Here is a 21,980-nt window from a genome sequence, read left to right as displayed (position 1 = left end):
CAGATGGCTTTTGAAAAAGAAACGTTGTTTTGGAACGAAAAATTCGGTAGTGACGATTATACCTTGACGCGGTTGCCTTACAACAAAGCTCCAAACTCCCTGGTGCCCAATGTGAAAACCGTTGGCGGTTCGCTTTCGGAGGAAGCGGCGCAGCGCGTCCTTCAAATGAGCAAGGGTGCTCCGCTGGCTGCCTTTATGATTTTGCTCGCCGGTGTTCAGGCACTCTTGCATAAATATACAGGAGCTTCAGACATCCTGGTCGGCATGCCGGTTGTGCCGAAAAAGGGGGAGACGCGTCGATCCGTTAATCATACGGTCATTTTGAAAAACTCGCTTTCGGTGGGGGCAACTTTTAAAACGCTTCTGAGCGAATTGAGAACTTCTTTGCCGGAAGCCATTCAGCATCAACATATTCCGTTCTTGAAAATGACGGAGAAGCTGGATCTGCAATATGCAGAAGGGATACCCTTCGTCCATACGCTAGTATCCCTTAAGGAGCTGCATCTGGACGAAATTGGGCAAAACGTAGTCACAGACTGTTCGTTTGAATTCAGTTTAGCCGGCGGGACGATACAGCTAGCGCTGTCATATAACGAGCACTTATATGACTCCGAGTTCATGAATCGGGTCGTCGGCCATCTGAATCGCCTACTGTCCGTGGGGCTTCATGAGTTGGAGCTGGACATCGTACGAGCGGACATGCTGTCGGAGGACGAAAAATTTCAATTAATACAAAGCTTCAACGATACCGAGAAGGACTATCCTCGTGATCGGACGATTCATCAGCTTGTGGAGGAGCAAGCGAATCGTGTGCCCGAGGCAACGGCGGTTGTTTTTGAGGGGCAGCGGCTTTCATACGCAGAGTTGAACGAACGGGCGAACCAGCTGGCGCGTACGCTACGATCGGTCGGTGTGCTGCCCAATCAGTTGGTAGGCTTGATGGTTAGGAGATCGCTGGAGACGGTCATTGGCATTTTGGCGGTTCTGAAAGCTGGCGGTGCCTACGTGCCGATCGACCCGGAGTACCCGGAAGAACGTATTCGCTACATTCTGGAGAACTCGAACGCGCAGCTGCTGCTGACTCAAAGAGAGCTGTTACAGCAAGTCCCGTTCGAAGGGACCGTATTGGCGCTAGATGACAAGCAGGCTTATAGCGACGATGGCTCGAACCTGGAGGCGGCCAGTGGTCCACATGATCTTGCTTATGTCATTTATACGTCAGGTACAACGGGCAAACCCAAAGGGGTCATGCTGGAGCATCGTGGTTTGGTCAGCTTGAAGTTGATGTTCGCAGACAGGCTGGGCATTACGGAGCATGACCGGATCGTTCAATTTGCGAGCTTGTCCTTCGACGCATCCTGCTGGGAAGTTTTCAAAGCACTCTATTTTGGCGCGGCTTTGTACATCCCGACGGCCGAGACAATTCTCGACACTCGTCTGTTCGAGAGTTATATGAACGAGCATGCGATTACGGCGGCGATTCTGCCCCCGACGTACAGCGCTCATTTGAACCCGGACCGTCTTCCCAGCTTAACAAAGCTTGTAACGGGAGGTTCGGCGGTATCGGCCGAATTCGTGCAGCAGTGGAAAGCGAAGGTTCACTATTTCAATGCTTACGGGCCTACCGAAGCTTCGATTGTTACGACGCTTTGGGATGCGGATGAGCAGCAGCCGGAGCGCAGAGTCATTCCGATTGGGCGCCCGCTGTCTAATCATCAGATTTTCATTTTGGATGCCCACCTGCAACTTGTGCCTCCGGGAGTGGACGGCGAGCTGTGCGTGGCAGGCGTGGGACTTGCGAGAGGTTACCTGAACCAACCGGAGCTGACGGCAGAGAAGTTCGTGGAACATCCGTTTGCGCCGGGAGAACGCCTTTATCGGACAGGAGATCTCGCCCGCTGGCTGCCGGACGGTAATATGGAGTACTTGGGCCGGATCGACCATCAGGTGAAAATCCGTGGATTCCGAATCGAGGTCGGTGAGATTGAAGAGCAGCTTCTGAAGATCGACTCGGTGCAGGAGACGATTGTGATTGCGCGGGAAGGCAAAAGTGGGCAAGAACTGTGCGCTTACCTGGTCGCTAGTCTCCCTCTTACGCTCGGCGAGCTGAGAAGCGCGCTGGCGCAAAAATTGCCGAATTACATGATTCCGGCACATTTTGTTCAGCTTCCGCAGATGCCGCTCACCCCGAACGACAAAATCGACCGCAAGGCTTTGCCTGCCCTGGAAGGAAACGCACTGACCGGCGGCGAGTACGTAGCTCCACGCAATGAAGCCGAGCGGACGCTTGCCGATGTGTGGCAGGCGGTATTGAACGCCGATCGCGTTGGGGTAACGGATCATTTCTTCGAGCTGGGTGGAGACTCGATCAAGTCCATTCAAGTTTCTTCGCGGCTTCATCAAGCCGGGTACAAGCTGGAAATTCGGGATTTGTTCAAATATCCGACGATCTCACAGCTAAGCCTGCATGTGATACCGATCGGACGTACCATCGATCAAGGCGAAATTACGGGTGAAACGGCGCCGACGCCGATTCAGCATTGGTTTTTCGAGAGCTCCTTTGCGGACCCACATCATTTCAACCAGTCGGTGATGCTGTACCGGAAGGAACGCTTCGACGAAGAGATGGTACGTCAGGTGCTGCAAAAGCTGGCCGAGCATCATGACGCCTTACGGATGGTGTTCCGCAAAACGGAACAAGGGTTTAGCGCACGGAACCGCGCGATTCAGGAAGACGAGATGTTCACGCTGGACGTGTTCGACTTCAAGGATGCGGAGAATCCCACGCAGACTGTGGAAGCGAAGGCAACGGACATTCAAGCAGGCATCGATCTGGAGAACGGGCCTCTCATGAAGGCGGGACTGTTCCAGTGCGAGGATGGAGATCATTTGCTGCTCGCGGTTCATCATGCCGTGGTAGATGGCGTGTCTTGGCGCATTTTAATGGAGGATTTCGCTCTAGGTTACGAGCAGATTGGCAAAAGCGAAGAAATTCGTTTCCCGTCGAAAACAGATGCGTACCGCACTTGGTCCGAGCAGTTGGCTGCTTACGCGCAAAGCCCAGAGATGGCGAAGGAACGGTCCTATTGGCAGGCCGTGGATCAAATGGAGGTTCCGGCCGTGCCGAAGGATATGGAGGCGGACGTTACGACGCAGCAGGACAGCGAATCGCTGTTTGTCCGTTTGGCTCCCGAAGAAACGGAGCTGCTACTGAAGCGGGTTCACCGTGCCTTCAACACCGAAATGAATGATATTTTGGTAACGGCGCTCGGCATAGCCTTACGCAAATGGACGGGGCACGAACGGGTGCGGATCAATCTCGAAGGACACGGACGTGAATCGATCGGAACGGATATCGATATCACGCGTACAGTCGGCTGGTTTACGACCAAGTTTCCGGTCGTCCTGGAGCCGGAAACTGACCGGGATTTGACCTATCAGATTAAACAGGTCAAGGAAAACTTGCGCCGCATTCCGAACAAGGGGCTTGGGTACGGCATATGCCGCTATCTTTCGAAATCGGAGGATGGCTTGGTTTGGGGCGCAGAGCCGGAAATTAATTTTAACTACCTCGGCCAGTTCGACGATGATGTCAACCAGGGCGAGATCGGAGCATCTTCTTATTCCAGTGGCAGCCCGGCTAGCGACCGGCAGGCCCGCAGCTTTTTGCTGGATATCAACGGTATGGTGCTGGACGGTGCTTTATCGCTTGATCTCAGCTACAGCCGGAAGCAGTATCGCAAGGAAACGATGGAAGCCTTCGCTCAGCGGCTTGAGCAAAGTCTCCGAGAGCTCATTACCCACTGCGCAGGCAAAGAGAACACCGAATTGACGCCAAGCGACGTGCAATTTAAAGGCTTGACCATCACAGAATTGGAGCAAATCGCCCAGCGCCCGAGCAATCTCGGGGAAATCGAAAATATTTACTCGCTGACGCCGATGCAGAAGGGTATGTGGTTCCACAGCGCGCTTGACCAGCAAACGGCAGCTTACTTTGAGCAGACGCGGTTTACGATGCGGGGAGCGCTCGACGTCCAGCTTTTTGAGAGGAGCTGGATGGAGCTTGCAAAACGTCATCTGGTGCTGCGGGCGAATTTTGTGAATGGACCAGCGGGCGAGCCGCTGCAAATCATATACCGCGATAAGCCAGTCGGCTTTGAATATGAAGAGCTGCTTCATTTGCAGGTACACGAGAAACAAGCTTACTTGGATGAAAAGGCCGAGGAGGACAAGCTTCGTGGCTTCGACATGGAACATGATGCGCTCGTTCGGTTTACGATTCTGCGCACCGAAGAGCAAAGTTATCACGTTCTGTGGAGTTTCCAGCATATTTTAATGGATGGCTGGTGCCTGGCTCAGCTGACGCAGGAGTTGTTTGAGATATACTCGGCCCTGACCTCTGGGAAGCAGCCAGCGGGAGGTAAAGGATCGGATTATGGCGATTATATCGAATGGTTGGAGAAACAGGACGATCAGGCGGCATCCGGCTATTGGACAGCGTTCCTGGCAGGCTACGAAGGGCAAACCGTACTTCCAGGGCAAAAGGAACCAGCGCCGAGCGGCAGATTTATGGCTGATCACGTCACCGCCGAACTAGGCAAGGACTTGAGCAAACGGATGGACCGGGTGGCGAAACAGCACCTGGTTACAGTCAATACGCTGCTGCAAGCCGTTTGGGGCGTAATGCTGCAAAAATATAACGGAACAAACGATGCCGTATTCGGCAGTGTCGTTGCCGGAAGACCGGCGGAAATCCCGGGCATTGAGTCTATGATCGGGCTGTTCATCAATACGGTGCCGGTCCGCGTCAATAGCGAAGTGGACACCGTGTTCACCGACCTGATGGCGAAGCTCCAAGAGCGGGCGCTGGATTCCGGGCGTTATGATTACTATCCGCTGTATGAAATTCAAGCGCGTAGCGTGCAAAAGCAGAATCTGATCAACCATATCATCGCTTTCGAGAACTATCCGGTGGACGAGCAGATGGAGCAGGCGGGGGACCAGCAGCACGGCGGCCTGACAATTGCTGACGTTCAGATGGAGGAGCAGACGAACTATAACTTCAACGTGACTGTGATGCCGGGAGCCGAGATCGAAATTCGATTCGACTTTAACGCCGAAGTGTTCGATAAAGACAGCATCGAGCGGCTCAAGGGGCATCTCGTGCATCTGCTGGAGCAGGTAACGGATAACCCGGAAATTACCGTGGGCGAGCTGGAACTTGTGACGGAGGCAGAAAAGGCCGACCTTCTCGGACGTTTTAACGACACCACGACGGAATTTCCGCGCGGGCAGACGCTCATTCAATTGTTCGAAGAGCAGGCGGAGTACATCCCGGATGCATCCGCCATCTCCATGAATGAGCAAGAGATGACTTACCGGGAGCTGAACGAACGTGTCAACCGCCTTGCCCGTACCTTGCGCAGCCACGGGATATCCCAAGGACGTCTGGTCGCCATTATGGCTGAGCGTTCCATCGAAATGGTTATAGGTATACTGGCAACACACAAAGCCGGAGCCGCTTACGTACCGATTGACCCGGAATATCCAGAGGAGCGTATCCGTTTCTTGATAGAGGATTCAGGAGCGCAGGTCATGCTGACACAAAGCAGCTTGCGCGAGCGCCTGGCGGGTGTGGACTCGTTGATCTTACTGGATGACGAGTCCTTCTATCACGAGGACGGAACAAACCTAAATCCAGGGATTGAAGCGACAGATCTGGCCTGCGTGATCTATACGTCAGGCACGACGGGCAAGCCAAAAGGCAACCTTGTTTCGCACCGCAACATTGTGCGCGTTGTGCAAAATACAAATTATATTCACATCACCAATCGCGATCATGTCCTCCAGCTTTCGAGCTATTCGTTCGACGGAGCGATTTTCGATATTTTTGGTGCTTTGACCAACGGGGCGCGGCTGGTGCTGGTTCCCCGCGAGACGTTGCTGGAAATTGGTCTACTGGCGGATCTCATCCAGCGCCAGCGCATATCGGTCATGTTTATTACGACGGCTTTCTTCAACGTGCTTGTAGATGTGAATGTCAATTGTTTTCGGGATGTCCGGGCGATTTTGTTTGGAGGAGAGCGTGTCTCGGTTGGTCATGTACGTAAAGCACTCGCCCATCTTGGAGCGGGTAGGCTTAACCATGTGTACGGACCGACGGAAAGCACGATATTTACCACGTACCTTCCGGTCGACTTCGTTGATGAGTCGGCGCTTACCGTTCCTATCGGACGACCAATCAGCAATACGACGGTGTATATCGTCGACAGCCGGAATAAGCTGCTGCCGATCGGCGTGGTCGGGGAGCTATGTGTCGGCGGAGAAGGTTTGGTACGGGGCTACAATAACCGGCCGGAACTGACGGCGGAGAAATTTGTGCACAATCCTTTTACGTCAGGAGAGCGCATGTACCGGACGGGGGATTTGGCGAAATGGCTACCGGACGGCACGATTGAATATGTGGGACGAACGGACGACCAAGTGAAAATTCGTGGCTTCCGCATAGAGCTGGGCGAGATCGAAACTCAGCTTCAGAAAGTGGAGGGAATTCGGAAAACGACAGTATTTGCGCGGGAAAACGTGTCCGGCGAAAAGCAGCTTTGCGCCTATTATGAAGCGGACTGTGAGCTTCCGGCGGCCGAGCTGAAGAGCGTGCTGTCTCAGGAACTGCCGGCCTATATGATCCCGACGTACCTGATCCAGTTGGAGCGTCTCCCGCTGACGACGAATGGCAAGGTTGACCGCCGCTCCCTCCCGGCACCTGAGGAGAGCTTGCAGCCAGGCGAAGGACATACTCCGCCTCGGACTCCGCTCGAAGCCAACTTGGCTGAAATATGGAAAAGCGTGCTTGGATTGGAGCACATCGGGGTTCATGACAACTTCTTTGACTTGGGCGGCCATTCCCTGCGGGCAACGACACTGGTGAGCAAGGTGCATCAGGAGTTGAACGTCGAGTTGCCTCTGCGCGACGTATTCCGCTACTCAACGATCGAACAGATGGCTCTCGCCCTCTCCCGGATCGAAGAACATTCGTTCTCGTCGATTCCGCTGGTAGGCGCAAGAGCGTATTATCCACTTTCCTCAGCTCAGAAGCGGCTGTTTATCCTGAATCAGCTGGAAGGAGCCGAGCAGAGCTATAACATGCCGGGTGTGCTGCTGCTCGAAGGATCAATTGACCATAGCCTGCTGGAGAAAGCTTTCCGCGGACTGATCCAACGTCATGAAACGTTGCGAACCGGATTTGAGGTCGTACAAGGCGAAGCGGTACAGCGTATTTACGAGAGCGTTGATTTTTCCGTCGTGTGTCGACATGCGAACGAGGAAGAAGCGTTTGCAGCCGTGCAGGCTTTTATCAGACCTTTCGACTTGGCGAAGCCACCGTTGCTGCGTGCCGAGCTCGTAGAGCTGGCAGCCGATCGTTATTTACTGATGTTTGACATGCACCATATCATCTCCGACGGGGTTTCGATGGACGTGTTCGTTGAGGAACTCGTTCGTCTGTATGGCGGTGAGTCATTAGAGCCTTTGCACATTCAGTACAAGGACTATGCGGTATGGCAGCAATCGGACGAGCAAAAAATTCAATTGAAACGCGAGGAAGCTTACTGGCTGGACCGATACCGGGGCGAGCTGCCGGTTCTGGAAATGCCAACGGACTATCCGCGTCCTGCTGTACAGAGCTATGAGGGACATACGCTGACGTCCTTCGTGGACGAGGCAACGAACGAAGGCTTGAAACAGCTGGCCGCTCAAAGAGGAACGACGCTATATATGGTGTTGCTTGCCGCATATACCGTGCTTTTGCATAAATACACAGGTCAGGATGATTTGATCGTCGGAACGTCGATTGCGGGCAGAACGCACGGCGACACGCAGCCTTTGATTGGAATGTTCGTCAACACGCTGGCGATCCGCAATTATCCGGCTTCGGAGAAGACCTTCCTGTCGTATTTGGAAGAAGTGAAAGAAACGACTTTAGGCGCTTACGAGCATCAGAATTATCCGTTCGAAGAACTCGTCGATAAAGTGCAGGTTAGCCGGGATTTGAGCCGCAACCCGCTGTTTGACACGATGTTCTCCCTGCAAAACCTGGAGGAGTCAGAGTTTGAGCTGGAAGGGCTGAAATTGTCCCCGTACCCTAGCGAATATGGTATGGCCAAGTTCGACCTGAGTGTGGATGTTACGGAAGAAAATGGCGGACTGGAGTGCAACTTTGAATTCGCAACGGCTCTTTATAAAGAAAGCACGATCCGGCGGCTGTCGATTCATTTTGGACATTTGCTTGCGGCGATTGTAAGCCATCCGAATGCGAAGATTGCCGAGTTGGACTTGCTGACGGAAGAGGAAAAAGAACAAATTCTCGGCGCGTTTAACCCGGCGCAGCCGGAAGCGGCTCCTGTGGCCGCATTCCACCGACTGTTCGAGGAACAGGCGGAGAGCACTCCGGAAGCGGAAGCCGTTGTCTACGAGAATGATCGGCTGACGTATGCGGAGCTGAACGAGCGGGCCAATCGCTTGGCGACAACGCTGCGTGCAAGTGGAATCGGCCGGGAGGAGATTGTTGGCATTCTCGCCGAGCGTTCGGTCGATTTGTTGGTGGCCATGATGGCCGTCTGGAAAGCGGGCGGGGCGTATGTACCGCTTGACCCGGATTATCCGGCGGACCGCGTGCGGTTCATGCTGGAAGACAGCGGAGCGAAGGTGCTGCTGACACAAACGCTGCTGAGAGAGCGTGCTGAAGCCTGGCTCAGCGAAGAGGAACTGGCACTTGCAAAGGTGTTGTACCTCGACGACGAAACGTCATACAGCGAAGACCGGGAGAATGCACCGCTTGCCTCCAGCATGGTTTCCGGTAAAGTCTCCGGCGAGCTGACGGGTGCTGAGAACAGCGATGATCCGAGTCATCTGAAGGCTGCTGGCTTGGACAGCTTCCATGAAGCTCGTCCTGAGGACCTAGCGTACGTGATCTACACGTCGGGAACGACAGGCAAGCCGAAGGGTGTAATGATTGAGCACCGCAGCTTGGTGAACACGGCAGCGGGCTACCGGCGGGAATACCGGTTGGATCAGTTCCCAGTCCGGCTACTGCAACTCGCTAGCTTCTCGTTTGACGTGTTCGTGGGTGATATCGCACGCACGTTGTATAACGGAGGCACCATGGTCATTGTACCGAAGGATGATCGGATTGATCCGTCTCGCCTGCACCACTGGATAGAGCGGGAGAAAGTGACGATCTTTGAATCAACACCAGCACTGATCGTACCGTTTATGGAATACGTGCACGAGCAAGGGCTGGAGTTGAGCGGGATGGAGCTGCTCATCACAAGCTCGGACAGCTGCAGTGTGGCGGATTACCGGACCTTGCAGGAGCGTTTTGGCTCATCGTTCCGCATTATTAACGCCTACGGCGTGACGGAAGCGGCAATTGACTCCAGTTTCTATGACGAAGAATTGAAGGAGCTGCCGCAGACAGGCCATGTGCCGATTGGCAAAGCGTGGCTGAATGCGAATTTCTACATCGTAGATGCACAACTGAACCCAGTACCGGTCGGGGTGTTGGGCGAGCTGGTCATCGGCGGAGTCGGTGTGGCGCGCGGGTACTTGAACCGTCCAGAGCTGACGGAAGAGAAGTTTGTAGACAGCCCTTTCAACGCGGGTGAGCGGTTGTATCGCACGGGAGATTTGGCGCGGTGGATGGAGGACGGCAACGTGGACTTCATCGGCCGAATCGACAACCAGGCGAAAATCCGGGGCTACCGGATCGAGACGGGTGAGATCGAGTCGCAGTTGCTGCGGGTGGAAGGTGTGCGCGAAGCGGTGGTGCTGGTTCGAAGTGATGCGAACGGTCAGAAGGCGCTGTGTGCGTATTACACGCCGGATACCGGTGCGAAGCTGTTGGTGAACGATCTGCGCAGTGCGCTGGCGCAGGAGTTGCCTGGTTACATGATCCCGTCGTACTTTGTGGAGCTGGAGCGTCTACCTTTGACACCGAACGGAAAGATAGACCGGAAGGTGCTGCCAGTGCCGGAAGGGGAAGCGGGAAGCGGAACGGAGTACGTCGCACCGCGCAATGAGCTGGAAACGAAGCTGGCGGCGATTTGGCAGGAGGTGCTGGGGCTTGCGAAGGAGATTGGTGTTCACGACAACTTCTTCGACATCGGTGGCCACTCCCTGCGCGCGACAACGTTGGTCAGCAAGATTCATAAAAAGTTGAACGTGGATCTTCCGCTGCGCGACGTGTTCCGCCATTTCACGATCGAGAGCATGGCGGCCGTCATTTACCGGCTGGATGAGCAGACATTCGTTGCCATTCCGGTGGCGGATGACCGAGAGGTGTACCCGCAATCTTTTGCTCAAAAACGTCTCTTTATCCTGAATCAGCTGGAAGGTGTGGAGCTTAGCTACAACATGCCGGAAGCGATGCTGCTGGAGGGTGCTTTGGACCGGGCAAGGTTCGAAGAAACATTCCGTAAGCTCGTGGCGCGGCATGAAATGTTGCGCACCGGGTTCGAAATGGTGGACGGAGAAGCATCACAGCGGGTTTACCAGGACGTGAATTTTGCCGTGGAGTTCTATCAAGCGGATGAGCAAGAGGTCGAAGCGGTGGTTCACGGTTTCGTCCGTCCGTTTGATTTGGCTAAGCCACCGCTGTTGAGGGTAGGCCTTGTTGAGCTGGCTCCGGAACGCCATATTCTGATGTACGACATGCATCATATTATTTCTGACGGCGTTTCAATGGAAATCTTTGTTGAAGAATTCGTACGTTTGTATGGTGGAGAGCAATTGAAACCGCTACGCATTCAGTACAAAGACTACACCGTTTGGCAGCATTCGCAGGAGCAGCAGGAACGGCTTCAGCATCAGGGGGCGTATTGGCTGGACATGTTCCAGGGCGAGCTTCCAGTGCTGGAAATGCCGACCGACTATCCACGTCCGGCTGTACAGAGCTACGAAGGTCAAACGCTGGAGTTTTCCTTCGACGCTTCAAAAACCGGCGGCCTGAAACAGCTGGCTTCGGAAACGGGCACGACGCTGTTTATGGTGCTGCTTGCGGCGTATAACGTGCTTTTGCATAAATATTCAGGTCAGGAAGACGTAATTGTTGGTACGCCGATTGCCGGAAGGAATCATGGAGATGTGCAGCCGTTGATCGGGATTTTCCTAAACACGCTGGCGATTCGCAGTTATCCGTCTTCGGAGAAAACATTCCTGTCATATCTGAACGAAGTCAAAGAAACAACTCTGCGTGCCTTTGAGCATCAAAACTATCCGTTCGAACAATTGGTGGACAAGGTGCAAGTCACCCGTGACTTAAGCCGTAATCCGCTGTTCGACACGATGTTTACGATGCAAAATACGGAGAACGAGCAATTTGAGCTGGAAGGGCTTCGCCTGATTCCTTATCCGAGCGTACTTGATACTGCGAAGTTTGATATCAGCTTGGATGTGGGCGAGGAGAACGGCGGCTTGGATTACAGCTTTGAATATGCGACAGCTCTTTACAAAAGGGAGACGATTGAACGGCTGGCAAAACATTACGAGCAGTTGCTCCTGACAATTGTAAACCGTCCAGATGCGAAGATTGCCGAGCTGAACTTGCTGACAGCAGAGGAAAAAGAACAAGTTCTCAGTGCGTTTAATCCAGCGCAGCTAGAAGCGGCTCCTGCGGCTACGTTCCACCGTCTGTTTGAGAAACAGGCAGAGTGTACGCCGGAAGCGGAGGCCGTTGTGTATGAAAATAAACGCCTAACGTATGTGGAGCTGAACGAGCGAGCGAACCGCTTAGCGCTCACGCTGCGTGCAAATGGCATCGGCCGGGAGTCAATCGTTGGCATTCTCGCCGAGCGTTCGGTGGACTTGCTGGTGGCCGTGCTGGCCGTCTGGAAAGCCGGCGGGGCGTATGTCCCCCTCGACCCAGATTATCCGGCGGACCGCGTGCGGTTTATGCTCGAAGACAGCGGAGCGAAGGTACTGCTGACACAAACGCCGCTGCGAGAACGTGCCGAGGCCTGGCTCAGCGAAGAGGAGCTGGCGCTGATGTCGGTGCTGTACCTCGACGACGAAGTGTCGTACAGCGAAGATCGGGCAAATGCTCCGATGTGCTTTGATCAAGGCTCCAACATGGCTTCCAGTCGGGTCTCTGGCAAACTAACGGGTGCTGTGAACGGTGCGGATCGGAACCATCTGGATGTTGTGGATGATGTTGATGTTGATGTTGTTGGCATGGATAGCTTCCATGAAGCCCGCCCAGAGGATCTGGCGTACGTGATCTACACATCGGGAACGACGGGCAAGCCAAAAGGCGTGATGATCGAGCATCGCAGCCTAGTGAACACGGCAGCGGGCTACCGACGGGAATACCGGTTGGATCAGTTCCCGGTGCGACTGCTGCAACTCGCAAGCTTCTCGTTTGATGTTTTCGTGGGCGATATCGCACGTACGTTGTATAACGGAGGCACCATGGTCATTGTACCGAAGGACGACCGAATTGATCCGTCTCGTCTGCACCACTGGATAGAGCAGGAGCAAGTGACGATCTTTGAATCAACACCGGCACTGATCGTGCCGTTTATGGAATACGTGCACGAGCAGGGGCTGGAGATGAGCGGGATGGAGCTGTTGATCACAAGCTCGGACAGCTGCAGTGTAGCGGATTACCGTACCTTGCAGGAGCGGTTTGGCTCGTCGTTCCGCATTATTAATGCCTACGGTGTGACGGAAGCGGCAATTGACTCCAGTTTCTATGACGAGGAGTTGGCGAAACTGCCGCAGACAGGCCATGTCCCGATTGGCAAACCGTGGTTGAATGCGAAGTTTTACATCGTGGATGCACATCTGAACCCGGTGCCAGTCGGCGTGCTGGGCGAATTGGTTATCGGCGGAGTCGGTGTGGCGCTTGGGTACTTGAACCGCCCAGAGCTGACGGAAGAGAAGTTTGTAGACAGCCCTTTCACCGCGGGCGAGCGGTTGTACCGCACGGGAGATTTGGCGCGGTGGATGGAGGACGGCAACGTGGACTTCATCGGCCGGATCGACAACCAGGCGAAAATTCGGGGCTACCGGATTGAGACGGGAGAGATCGAGTCGCAGCTATTGCGTGTGGAAGGTGTGCGCGAAGCGGTGGTGCTGGTTCGAAGTGATGCGAATGGGCAGAAGGTGCTGTGTGCGTATTACACGCCGGATACTGGAGCGAAGCTGGCAGTGAACGATCTGCGCAGTGCCCTGGCACAGGAGCTGCCGGGTTACATGATCCCGTCGTACTTCGTGGAGCTGGAGCGTCTGCCTCTGACACCGAACGGGAAAATAGACCGGAGGGCGCTGCCAGCGCCGGAAGGGGAAGCGGGAAGTGGAACGGAGTATGTCGCACCGCGCAATGAGCTGGAAATGAAGCTGGCGGTGATTTGGCAGGAGGTGCTGGGGCTTACGAAGGAGATTGGCGTTTACGACAACTTCTTCGACATTGGCGGCCACTCCCTGCGAGCGACGTCACTGGCAGGCAAGGTATTTAAGGAACTAAACGTCAACCTCCCGCTGCGCGACGTATTCCGCCACTCGACGATTGCGGCGATGGCCGAGGCGATTGCCCGGATGGAACGGCGGGAGCATGAGGCCATTCCTCAAGCGGAGCAGAGAGAGTATTACCCTCTGTCCTCCGCGCAGAAACGGCTGTTCATTCAGCACACGCTGGATGGAGCAGATCAGCTTTACAACATGCCGGAACTGGTGCAGGTGGAAGGTGAGTTTGATTTAGACCGGTTGGAAGCCGCCTTGCGGAAATTGATAACACGGCATGAATCGCTGCGCACCGGTTTTGAAATGATGAAGGGCGAAGTGGTTCAGCGGATATACCCACAGGTCGATTTTGCTATCGAGCACCATCAAGCGGATACAGAGGATTCAGATCAAATCGAGCAGATCGTCCGCAACTTCGTTCGTCCGTTTGATCTCGGCCAACCGCCGCTGCTGCGCACCGGGGTCATCGAGCTGGAGCCGCACCTGCGTATTCTCCTTTTCGATATGCACCATATCGTGTCCGACGGTGTATCGATGGCGATTGTGATGGAGGAGTTCTCGAGTTTCTACGCCGGAGAACAGCTGCCACCCCTGCGCATTCATTACAAGGATTATGCCGTTTGGCAGCAGTCGAAGGCCCACCGAGAGCGAATCGGGCGGCAGGAAGCGTACTGGCTGCAAACCTTCGAAGGCGAGCTGCCCACAGCGGACCTGCCGATGGACTACGAACGGTCTGCCGTTCGTAGCTACGAAGGCGCGCATGTGGAGTTCGACGTCGAAGCTTCTCTCTCTGCGCAGTTACGCGAATTGGCTGCCGAGTGTGAAAGCACACTGTTCATGGTGCTGCTTGCGGCCTATACTGTGTTGCTGTCCAAGTACAGCGGTCAGGAGGACTTGATCGTGGGCACCCCGGTGGCTGGAAGAACTAACGCCGATTTGGAGCGGGTCATCGGCATGTTTGTTAATACGCTGGCGCTCCGTAATCGTCCGTCTGGCGACAAAACGTTCTTGTCCTACCTGGAAGAAGTGAAGGAAACGGCTTTGGGTGCTTTTGAGAACCAGGATTATCCATTCGAGGATCTCGTGGAGCGTTTGAATGTGAAGCGGGAGCCGGGCCGCTTCCCGTTGTTCGATGCCGTTTTCGACTTGCAAAATATCGAAGAACGAGACGCCGAACTGGAAGGGGTCAGCCTGAAGAATTACGAGCTTGACCATTTGGAGGAAGCGAAGTTTGATCTGACGCTGTTTATGTATGAAAACGAAGGGGCATTGAGCGGGGGCTTCTTCTACGCCACCAAGCTGTTCAAAGAAACGATGATCCGCACCTTGACTGAGGATTACCTACGGGTACTGTCTCAAATTGTGGAAAATCCACAACTTGAGCTAAGCCGGATTGAATGTCATAAACCGGCGGCAGGCGCAAAGAGTGCCGTCGATACGATCGAATTCGCGTTCTAATAATACAAGCGCGCTCCGCCGTCAACCGAAAGTGGTGCGCATCCAAGAAAGACGGCGAACAACTTGCAAGTCCGTAAATCAAGCCCGTAAACGCGCAGGTTGAAAGCAAGCCTTTTCAGACCTGCGTCGGGGTATGCGGTCACTTCATTTTTAGGGGAGGTACGAATGAAATCTTTATTTGAAAAGGAAGAACGGTACTGGAGCGGCAAGTTTGACGCAGATGATAGCCTGAGCTTCCTTCCATACAGTCAATCCTCCAAATTATTCGAGGGCGGGGAATCTGCGGCAGAGCCGGACTTGCTTCACCGTACTCTGCCGAGCGAACTCTCGGAGAGAATCATTGGCCTCGCCAGCGGTTCGGATTTGGCTCTGTACATGATTGTTTTGGCAGGAGTCAAAAGCCTGCTGTTCAAATATACCGGGCGGGACCAAGTGCTGGTCGGCATGCCTTCGTATAGCGCAGACCAGAGCGAGACGCCGCCGCATGACATCTTCGTGATCAAGACATCGGTAAGCAGCCAGACTACGCTGAAAACGCTACTTGGGGGCATCAAAGGCTCCATCGGCGAGGCGCTGGAGCATCAGCACCTGCCTTTTCGAAAAATGGTGGAGCCGCTCCATCTGAACTATACGGGGCATGGCCTCCCGGTCGTCAACACCATCGCATCCTTCGCCCCGATTCATCCGGGACTGCTGGGTAACCGTGTGGCGGCTGATACCGTTTTTCGCTTCGACCGCCAAAACGACTCCATCAAGCTGGAAATAAGCTTTGACGGACAGCGGTACGAGCGGGCATTTATGGAGCAGGCGGCCGACCATCTTGTTCGGTTGCTGTCCATGCTTTTATTTCAGCCGGATCTGGAGCTTGGACAAGTCGATATGCTGTTCCCAGTCGAGAGGGAGATGCTGCTCAAGGGATTTAATGACACCGAAACCGAGTTCGAGCGGGGGAAAACGATTCATGGCTTGTTCGAAGAACAGGCGGAGCATCGCCCGGATAACGTGGCCGTCGTCATGAACGAGCGGCAATTGACCTACCGCGAGCTGAACGAGCGATCCAACCGCCTTGCGCGGAAGCTGCGGGAAAAAGGAGTAGAAGCAGACCAGCTGGTAGCAATTCTGGTCGAACGCTCGCTTGATATGGTCGTCGGCATTCTGGCAATTCTTAAAGCGGGCGGAGCCTTCGTGCCTGTCGATCCCGACTACCCGGAGGAGCGCATCCGCTTCATGATCGAGGATTCAGGCACACCGTTATTGCTGATTCAAAAACATCTGCACGAGAAGACCGACTTTGAAGGAACACGCCTTGAATTAGACGATTTTGTTTGGGGCGATAGCGGGGCGGAATCCACTGGTGTGCTGGATGCTTCGAATCTGGAGCCGGCCAGCGGTCCGAATGATCTGGCTTATGTCATCTATACATCAGGTACGACGGGCAAACCCAAAGGGGTCATGCTGGAGCATCGTGGTTTGGTCAGTTTAAAGCTGATGTTCGCGGACAGGCTGGGCATCACGGAGCATGACCGGATCGTTCAATTCGCCAGCCTGTCATTCGACGCGTCCTGCTGGGAAGTGTTCAAAGCGCTCTATTTTGGCGCGACTTTGTACATCCCGACGGCCGAGACGATTCTCGATAACCGCCTGTTCGAGAGTTATATGAACGAGCATGCGATTACGGCGGCGATTTTGCCTCCGACGTACAGCGCATATTTGAACCCGGACCGCCTTCCCAGCTTAACGAAGCTTGTAACGGGAGGTTCGGCGGTATCGGCCGAATTTGTGCAGCAGTGGAAGGAGAAGGTCCACTATTTCAATGCTTACGGGCCTACCGAAGCTTCGATTGTTACGACGCTTTGGGATGCGGTTGAGCAGCAGCCGGAGCGCAGAGTTATTCCGATCGGGCGCCCGCTGTCCAATCACCGGATTTTCATTTTGGATGCCCACCTGCAGCTTGTGCCTCCTGGAGTGGACGGAGAGCTGTGCGTGGCAGGCGTGGGGCTTGCGAGAGGTTACCTGAACCAACCGGAGCTGACGGCAGAGAAATTTGTGGAACATCCGTTTGCGCCGGGAGAACGCCTTTACCGGACGGGAGATCTCGCCCGCTGGCTGTCGGACGGCAACATCGAATACCGGGGGCGGATCGATCATCAGGTGAAAATCCGCGGCTACCGGATCGAAATCGGCGAGATTGAAGAGCAGCTGCTGAAGATCGCCGCCATGCAAGAAACGGCGGTGCTCGCCCGCGACGACGCAAACGGCCATAAGCAGCTTGTTGCTTATTACGTTGCGGAAACGAGGCTGGCGGCGCATGAACTCAAGGAGCAGCTCGCCAAGCAGCTTCCAGGATATATGATTCCTTCGTACCTCGTGCAGCTTTCGCGGATGCCGCTGACTCCGAACGGGAAAATCGACCGCAAAGCGCTACCCGCGCCAGAGGAAGCCGCCACTGGAAGAACGGAATATGTCGCGCCGAGAACGCTGCTCGAGATGAAGATTGTCCGTGTTTGGCAGGATACACTTGGCATTCAACAGGTTGGCGTAAAGGATAACTTTTTTGAGCTGGGAGGCAATTCCTTAAGTCTGATTAGGCTCGTTCAAGCCGTTTACGATGAAACGGGCATCGAGATACCGCTGAATCGCCAATTCCATCATGTAACCGTTGAAGCCATGGCTTTTGGAGAGGAAGATCTGGGTCTGGATAAAGGGGGAGACTCCTTCATTAAGCTAAATAAAACAGGGGATCTGAACGTGTTCTGCTTCCCTCCAGGCAGCGGCTTCGGCATCGGTTACCGAGAGCTTGCAAGCAGACTAGACGGCCGATTCGTGCTTTACGGCATTGATTTTATCGACGATGTCATCGATTACGAGGCCATGCTGAACCGTTATGTGGATGAGATTGTTCGTATCCAGCCTGAAGGACCTTACGTGCTGCTCGGTTACTGCTTCGGAGGCAACCTGACGTTCGAGGTAGCCAAATCGATGGAAAGAAGAGGGTATTCCGTAACGGACGTGCTCATGGTGGACTCGTGGATTAAGGACACACTCACACCTTATGAAACGTCTGAGAAAGAGCTTGAAGAGATGCTTGCGGATTTCGACGAAGAAGAGAAGGAATTAATGAGCAATCCGCTCGTGCGAGAGCGTGTTCATCGGAAGATCAAAGCCACATTGACGTACGAAGCGCAGCTTATTAATTCAGGAACGATAACTGCCCGGATTTACGAACTGATTGCGAAGGACAGTGAAGCGTTCCGCCTGGAGCACCAGTTGCCGTCCTGGCAGAGGGCAACGACGCAAGCCTACGCCGATTACCGGCTGGAGGGCGCACACGAGGAGTTACTGGAACTATCGCGCGTGGACGAAACGGCCGTTGTCATCCGTGACATCTTAGTGCAAATCAAGCAGCAGATCGAAGCGGAGGCAGGGGTCCTGCATGGGAGCTGACCGGCAGACGTCTGTTCAAGGACAAGGCACAGCGGCGCCTTCCAAGCGCCGAACCGCTTATGCCACCTGGAAAGCATTCCGCTGGCTGATGTCCTATGTAAGCCGTCACAAAGGCTGGATGATCGTCGGTATCCTGTCCGCAATTGCCGCCGCGGTTATTGAGATATGGACGGGACGTTTGGTCGAGCAGCTGACCACACAGGCCGAGAATGGGGCGGGGCCTATCGTTCTGCAGATCGTGTACACGGTCTTTGTGGTCATCTTGATCGGTGTGCCGGCGAAGTTTTTCATGAGCTTTGGTGTGGAGCGAAGCAGTGCCTCTGCGGTGCAGGATATCCGCAACCATGTCATGCGTCATATCGGCAAACTCCCGGTCCCCTATTTGGAAAAGCAGCACTCCGGCGACGTGTTGTCGCGGATCAACAATGATCTGCAGCTCATCCAGCAATTTATGATTCGGGACCTCGCCCAGTGGTTTTATCATCCGCTATTATTTATCGGCTGTTTCGCTTATTTGATGTATCTCCAATGGGAGCTAATGCTGTACAGCCTGCTGTTATTTCCCTTAGCACTGCTGGTTTCCCAATGGATCGGCAAGCAGTTGGAACAGTTGACGGAGGAAGCCCAGGCGAACATGGGCCGAATGAATGTCAACCTCCAGGATACGCTTGGGGGGATACCTATTGTAAAAAGCTACCTGTTATCCGGTATGTTATCTCGCTCCTACCAAGTGCTGCTGCAATTGACGGCTCAAAAAAAGCTGGCCGTGAAAAAGCGAGAAGCCTGGGTCAACCCGCTGCTTTCTACGCTGATGATTAGCCCGATCATTTTCGCCGTCAGTTACGGAAGCTATTTGATCTACAACGGGCAGCTAGGCGCGGGAGAACTGATCGCCTTCCTGTACTTGCTTAATCTGTGTCTGGAGCCGCTGGAGCATATTCCCGAGCTCATCACGCGCACGTTCGAAATGACCGGTGCCCTGAGAAGGGTCTCCGAAATCGTCGAGCAGCCGACCGAAACGGAAAATGGCCGTTTGCTTCCAAAAGCGAGCGCCGCCCCCATCCAGTTTCAGAACGTAACCTTCGGGTATGAAGAGAATTCCCCGATTCTGCGGAATGTTAACTTCTCGGTGCCGGAAGGCAAGACGATTGCGCTTGTCGGAGCGAGCGGCGGAGGAAAGAGCACGGTGTTTAAGCTGGTATGCGGCTTTTATCCACTTCCGGAGGATCAGGGCGAGATCCGCGTGTTCGGAAGCCTGATCCACGGTGCAGATCCAGAGCAGCTTCGGTCGCATTTTTCCGTGGTAACCCAAGATTCATATTTGTTTAGCGGTACGATCGCCGAAAATATCGGCTATGGGCGGGAAGAAGTGTCGATGGACGAGATTATCGAAGCCGCCAAAGCCGCTCAGGCTCATTCTTTCATTATGCAGCTTGAGGACGGTTACCAGACGTATGTCGGAGAGCGCGGCGGGTTTTTGTCCGGTGGGCAACGCCAGCGCATTGCAATGGCTCGGGCGTTTCTGAAGGATGCTCCCGTTCTGCTGTTGGACGAGCCCACGTCGGCACTTGATCCGGAGTCGGAAAGCGCGGTTCAGGAAGCGTTGGGCGTATTGATGAAGAAGAGAACGACCATGGTTATTGCCCACCGGCTCTCTACGGTACAAAACGCCGATGAAATTTGGGTTATGGAACAAGGAAGTATTGTCGAAAAGGGCACTCATGAACAATTGCTCGAGAGGAAGGGACTGTACGCCCAGTCGTATTACCAGGAGTTTACCGAGTCTGCCGAACGCAGGGAGGTGTCGTACACATGAAAAAGGGCGGAAGGCTATCACAAGTGAAAGAACTCGGCTACTTGCTGACGTTTATGAACCGCAAGCGCAAAACCCAGTACGCGATTGGCCTTGCTGTAACGGCGCTCACCCAGACATTGTTTCTAATCGCCTTCAGCTTGGTCGTACATAACTTGGTTGATTTCGCCGTGTCCCGAGATACGTCCCTGATGGTGGAAGCTTTTGTTATTTTGGGCGTGGCCCTGTTTCTGGAAAATATAATTTCTCCCTGGTTCATTTACTTATACCAGCGCAGTGTCGAGCTGACTGTGCTGAATATCCGCAAACGTCTTTATGACAAGCTGTGCCGGGTGCGGCCGAGATTCCTGGAGCAGAACCACCATGGGGACTTGCTGTCGCGGGTGAACAACGACGTAACGACCGTTGAGTTTACATTCTCGCAGGTTTACTTCGTTTTGCTGCTTCAAGTTGTCTTCTGCATCGGCTCCATTGTCTCTATGGCGGTGATTGATTGGCGGTTTGCTGGCGTATCCTTCGTCATTCTGCTGCTGTCCTCTCTGGTCAGCCTGAAATTTGCACGGGATATCCGCGCTTTGTCCGAACAAGGCTTGCGTACGCTCGGTAAAATGACCGAAAAATTTAAAGATTTTATGGGCGGCATTCAAATTGTGAAGCTGTTTCGCATCCGCACGATTTACGGCCAGTACGAGGCGTTGAACGAACAAATGACGCAAACGCTTCGGCAAACGGCGAAAAAGAACGGTATGCAGGCTGCGGTGAACCATTTTATCAGCTACGTCACGTTCTGCGGCATCATCGTCATCGGCAGTCTTCTTTATGCCTACGGATTGATGGGAATGGGAAGCGTCGCCGCTCTGGCAGTTTTGCAAGTGAATCTGACGCACGCCTTGTTGAACCTGGGGATGGTTCTGTCGATGACCCAAAATTCGCTCGCGGGTGCTCACCGGATTCAAGAGGTACTAAGCGAGGAAGAGGAACCGGAGCGTTTGGGATCTTCTCATAGCGAGCTTGTATCGGAGGCTGCGGTGGAGTTTCGCGATGTGGAATTTTCCTATCAGGCAGATAAAAAGGTGCTTGTCGACATGTCTATGCAGGTGTTTCCTGGTCAGGTCGCTGCGATCGTGGGAGCCAGCGGCAGCGGCAAAAGTACGCTGATCAAGCTGTTGCTCGGTTTTTATCCTGTGGACAGCGGAGATATCCTGCTCCAGGGCAAACCGTTCGGACATTACACGCTGGAAGAAATCCGCAGGCAGATTGCATACGTTCCGCAGGAACCGTTTTTGTTTACCGGCACGATTGAGGAAAATATCCGCTATGGCAACCCGGATGCAACGGATGAAGAAGTGGTTGAAGCGGCCAAAGCGGCGTACGCTCACCATTTTATTCAGGAACTTCCTGAACAGTATAAAACGCCGGTGGGAGAGAGAGGAGCGTCGTTGTCAGGTGGACAAAGGCAGCGAATTGCGATCGCCCGGGCGATTCTCAAAAACGCCCCGATTCTACTGCTGGACGAAGCGACTTCTGCATTGGATAACGAATCCCAGCATTGGGTACAGCAAGCTCTGAACGTATTGATGAAGGGGCGCACCACCATTTTGATTGCCCACCGTCTCAGCACTGTGGAACATGCGGATTTGATTACGGTCATGAATCAAGGAACGGTCGTGGAACGGGGCCGCCATCAGGACCTGCTGGCGCTCGGAGGTTATTACGCGCGGCTGTACGGCTAGACCCGCTTTTCGGCGGG

The 21,980-nt window shown here is 54.2% G+C and carries 4 protein-coding genes; all 4 read left to right on the top strand.

What is annotated here, in order from left to right:
* Positions 1–3 precede the first annotated feature (3 nt).
* The 4 genes from PAEAM_RS30335 to PAEAM_RS30320 all read left to right on the top strand — a co-directional run bounded on the left by PAEAM_RS30335 (position 4) and on the right by PAEAM_RS30320 (position 21,963).
* Positions 4–14,973: a non-ribosomal peptide synthetase gene (locus PAEAM_RS30335; RefSeq protein ID WP_243391509.1), complete on the top strand. Its 14,970-nt coding sequence runs from the start codon at positions 4–6 to the stop codon at positions 14,971–14,973.
* Between the two features lie 165 nt (positions 14,974–15,138).
* Positions 15,139–18,417, top strand: coding sequence for a non-ribosomal peptide synthetase (locus tag PAEAM_RS30330; RefSeq protein ID WP_100529902.1), 3,279 nt, complete (start codon positions 15,139–15,141; stop codon positions 18,415–18,417).
* Positions 18,407–20,233, top strand: coding sequence for an ABC transporter ATP-binding protein (locus tag PAEAM_RS30325; protein WP_100529901.1), 1,827 nt, complete (start codon positions 18,407–18,409; stop codon positions 20,231–20,233). The genes PAEAM_RS30330 and PAEAM_RS30325 overlap by 11 nt, the downstream gene beginning before the upstream one ends.
* Positions 20,230–21,963 (top strand): ABC transporter ATP-binding protein, encoded by a 1,734-nt coding sequence (locus tag PAEAM_RS30320; RefSeq protein WP_100529900.1) that lies wholly within the window; start codon positions 20,230–20,232, stop codon positions 21,961–21,963. The genes PAEAM_RS30325 and PAEAM_RS30320 overlap by 4 nt, the downstream gene beginning before the upstream one ends.
* Positions 21,964–21,980: the final 17 nt, after the last annotated feature.

This window comes from Paenibacillus sp. GM1FR (genome assembly GCF_002803315.1).
Lineage (GTDB): Bacteria > Bacillota > Bacilli > Paenibacillales > Paenibacillaceae > Paenibacillus > Paenibacillus amylolyticus.
The sequence above is the reverse complement of the archived record's forward strand: the minus strand, read 5'-3'. Positions and strand labels throughout refer to the sequence as shown.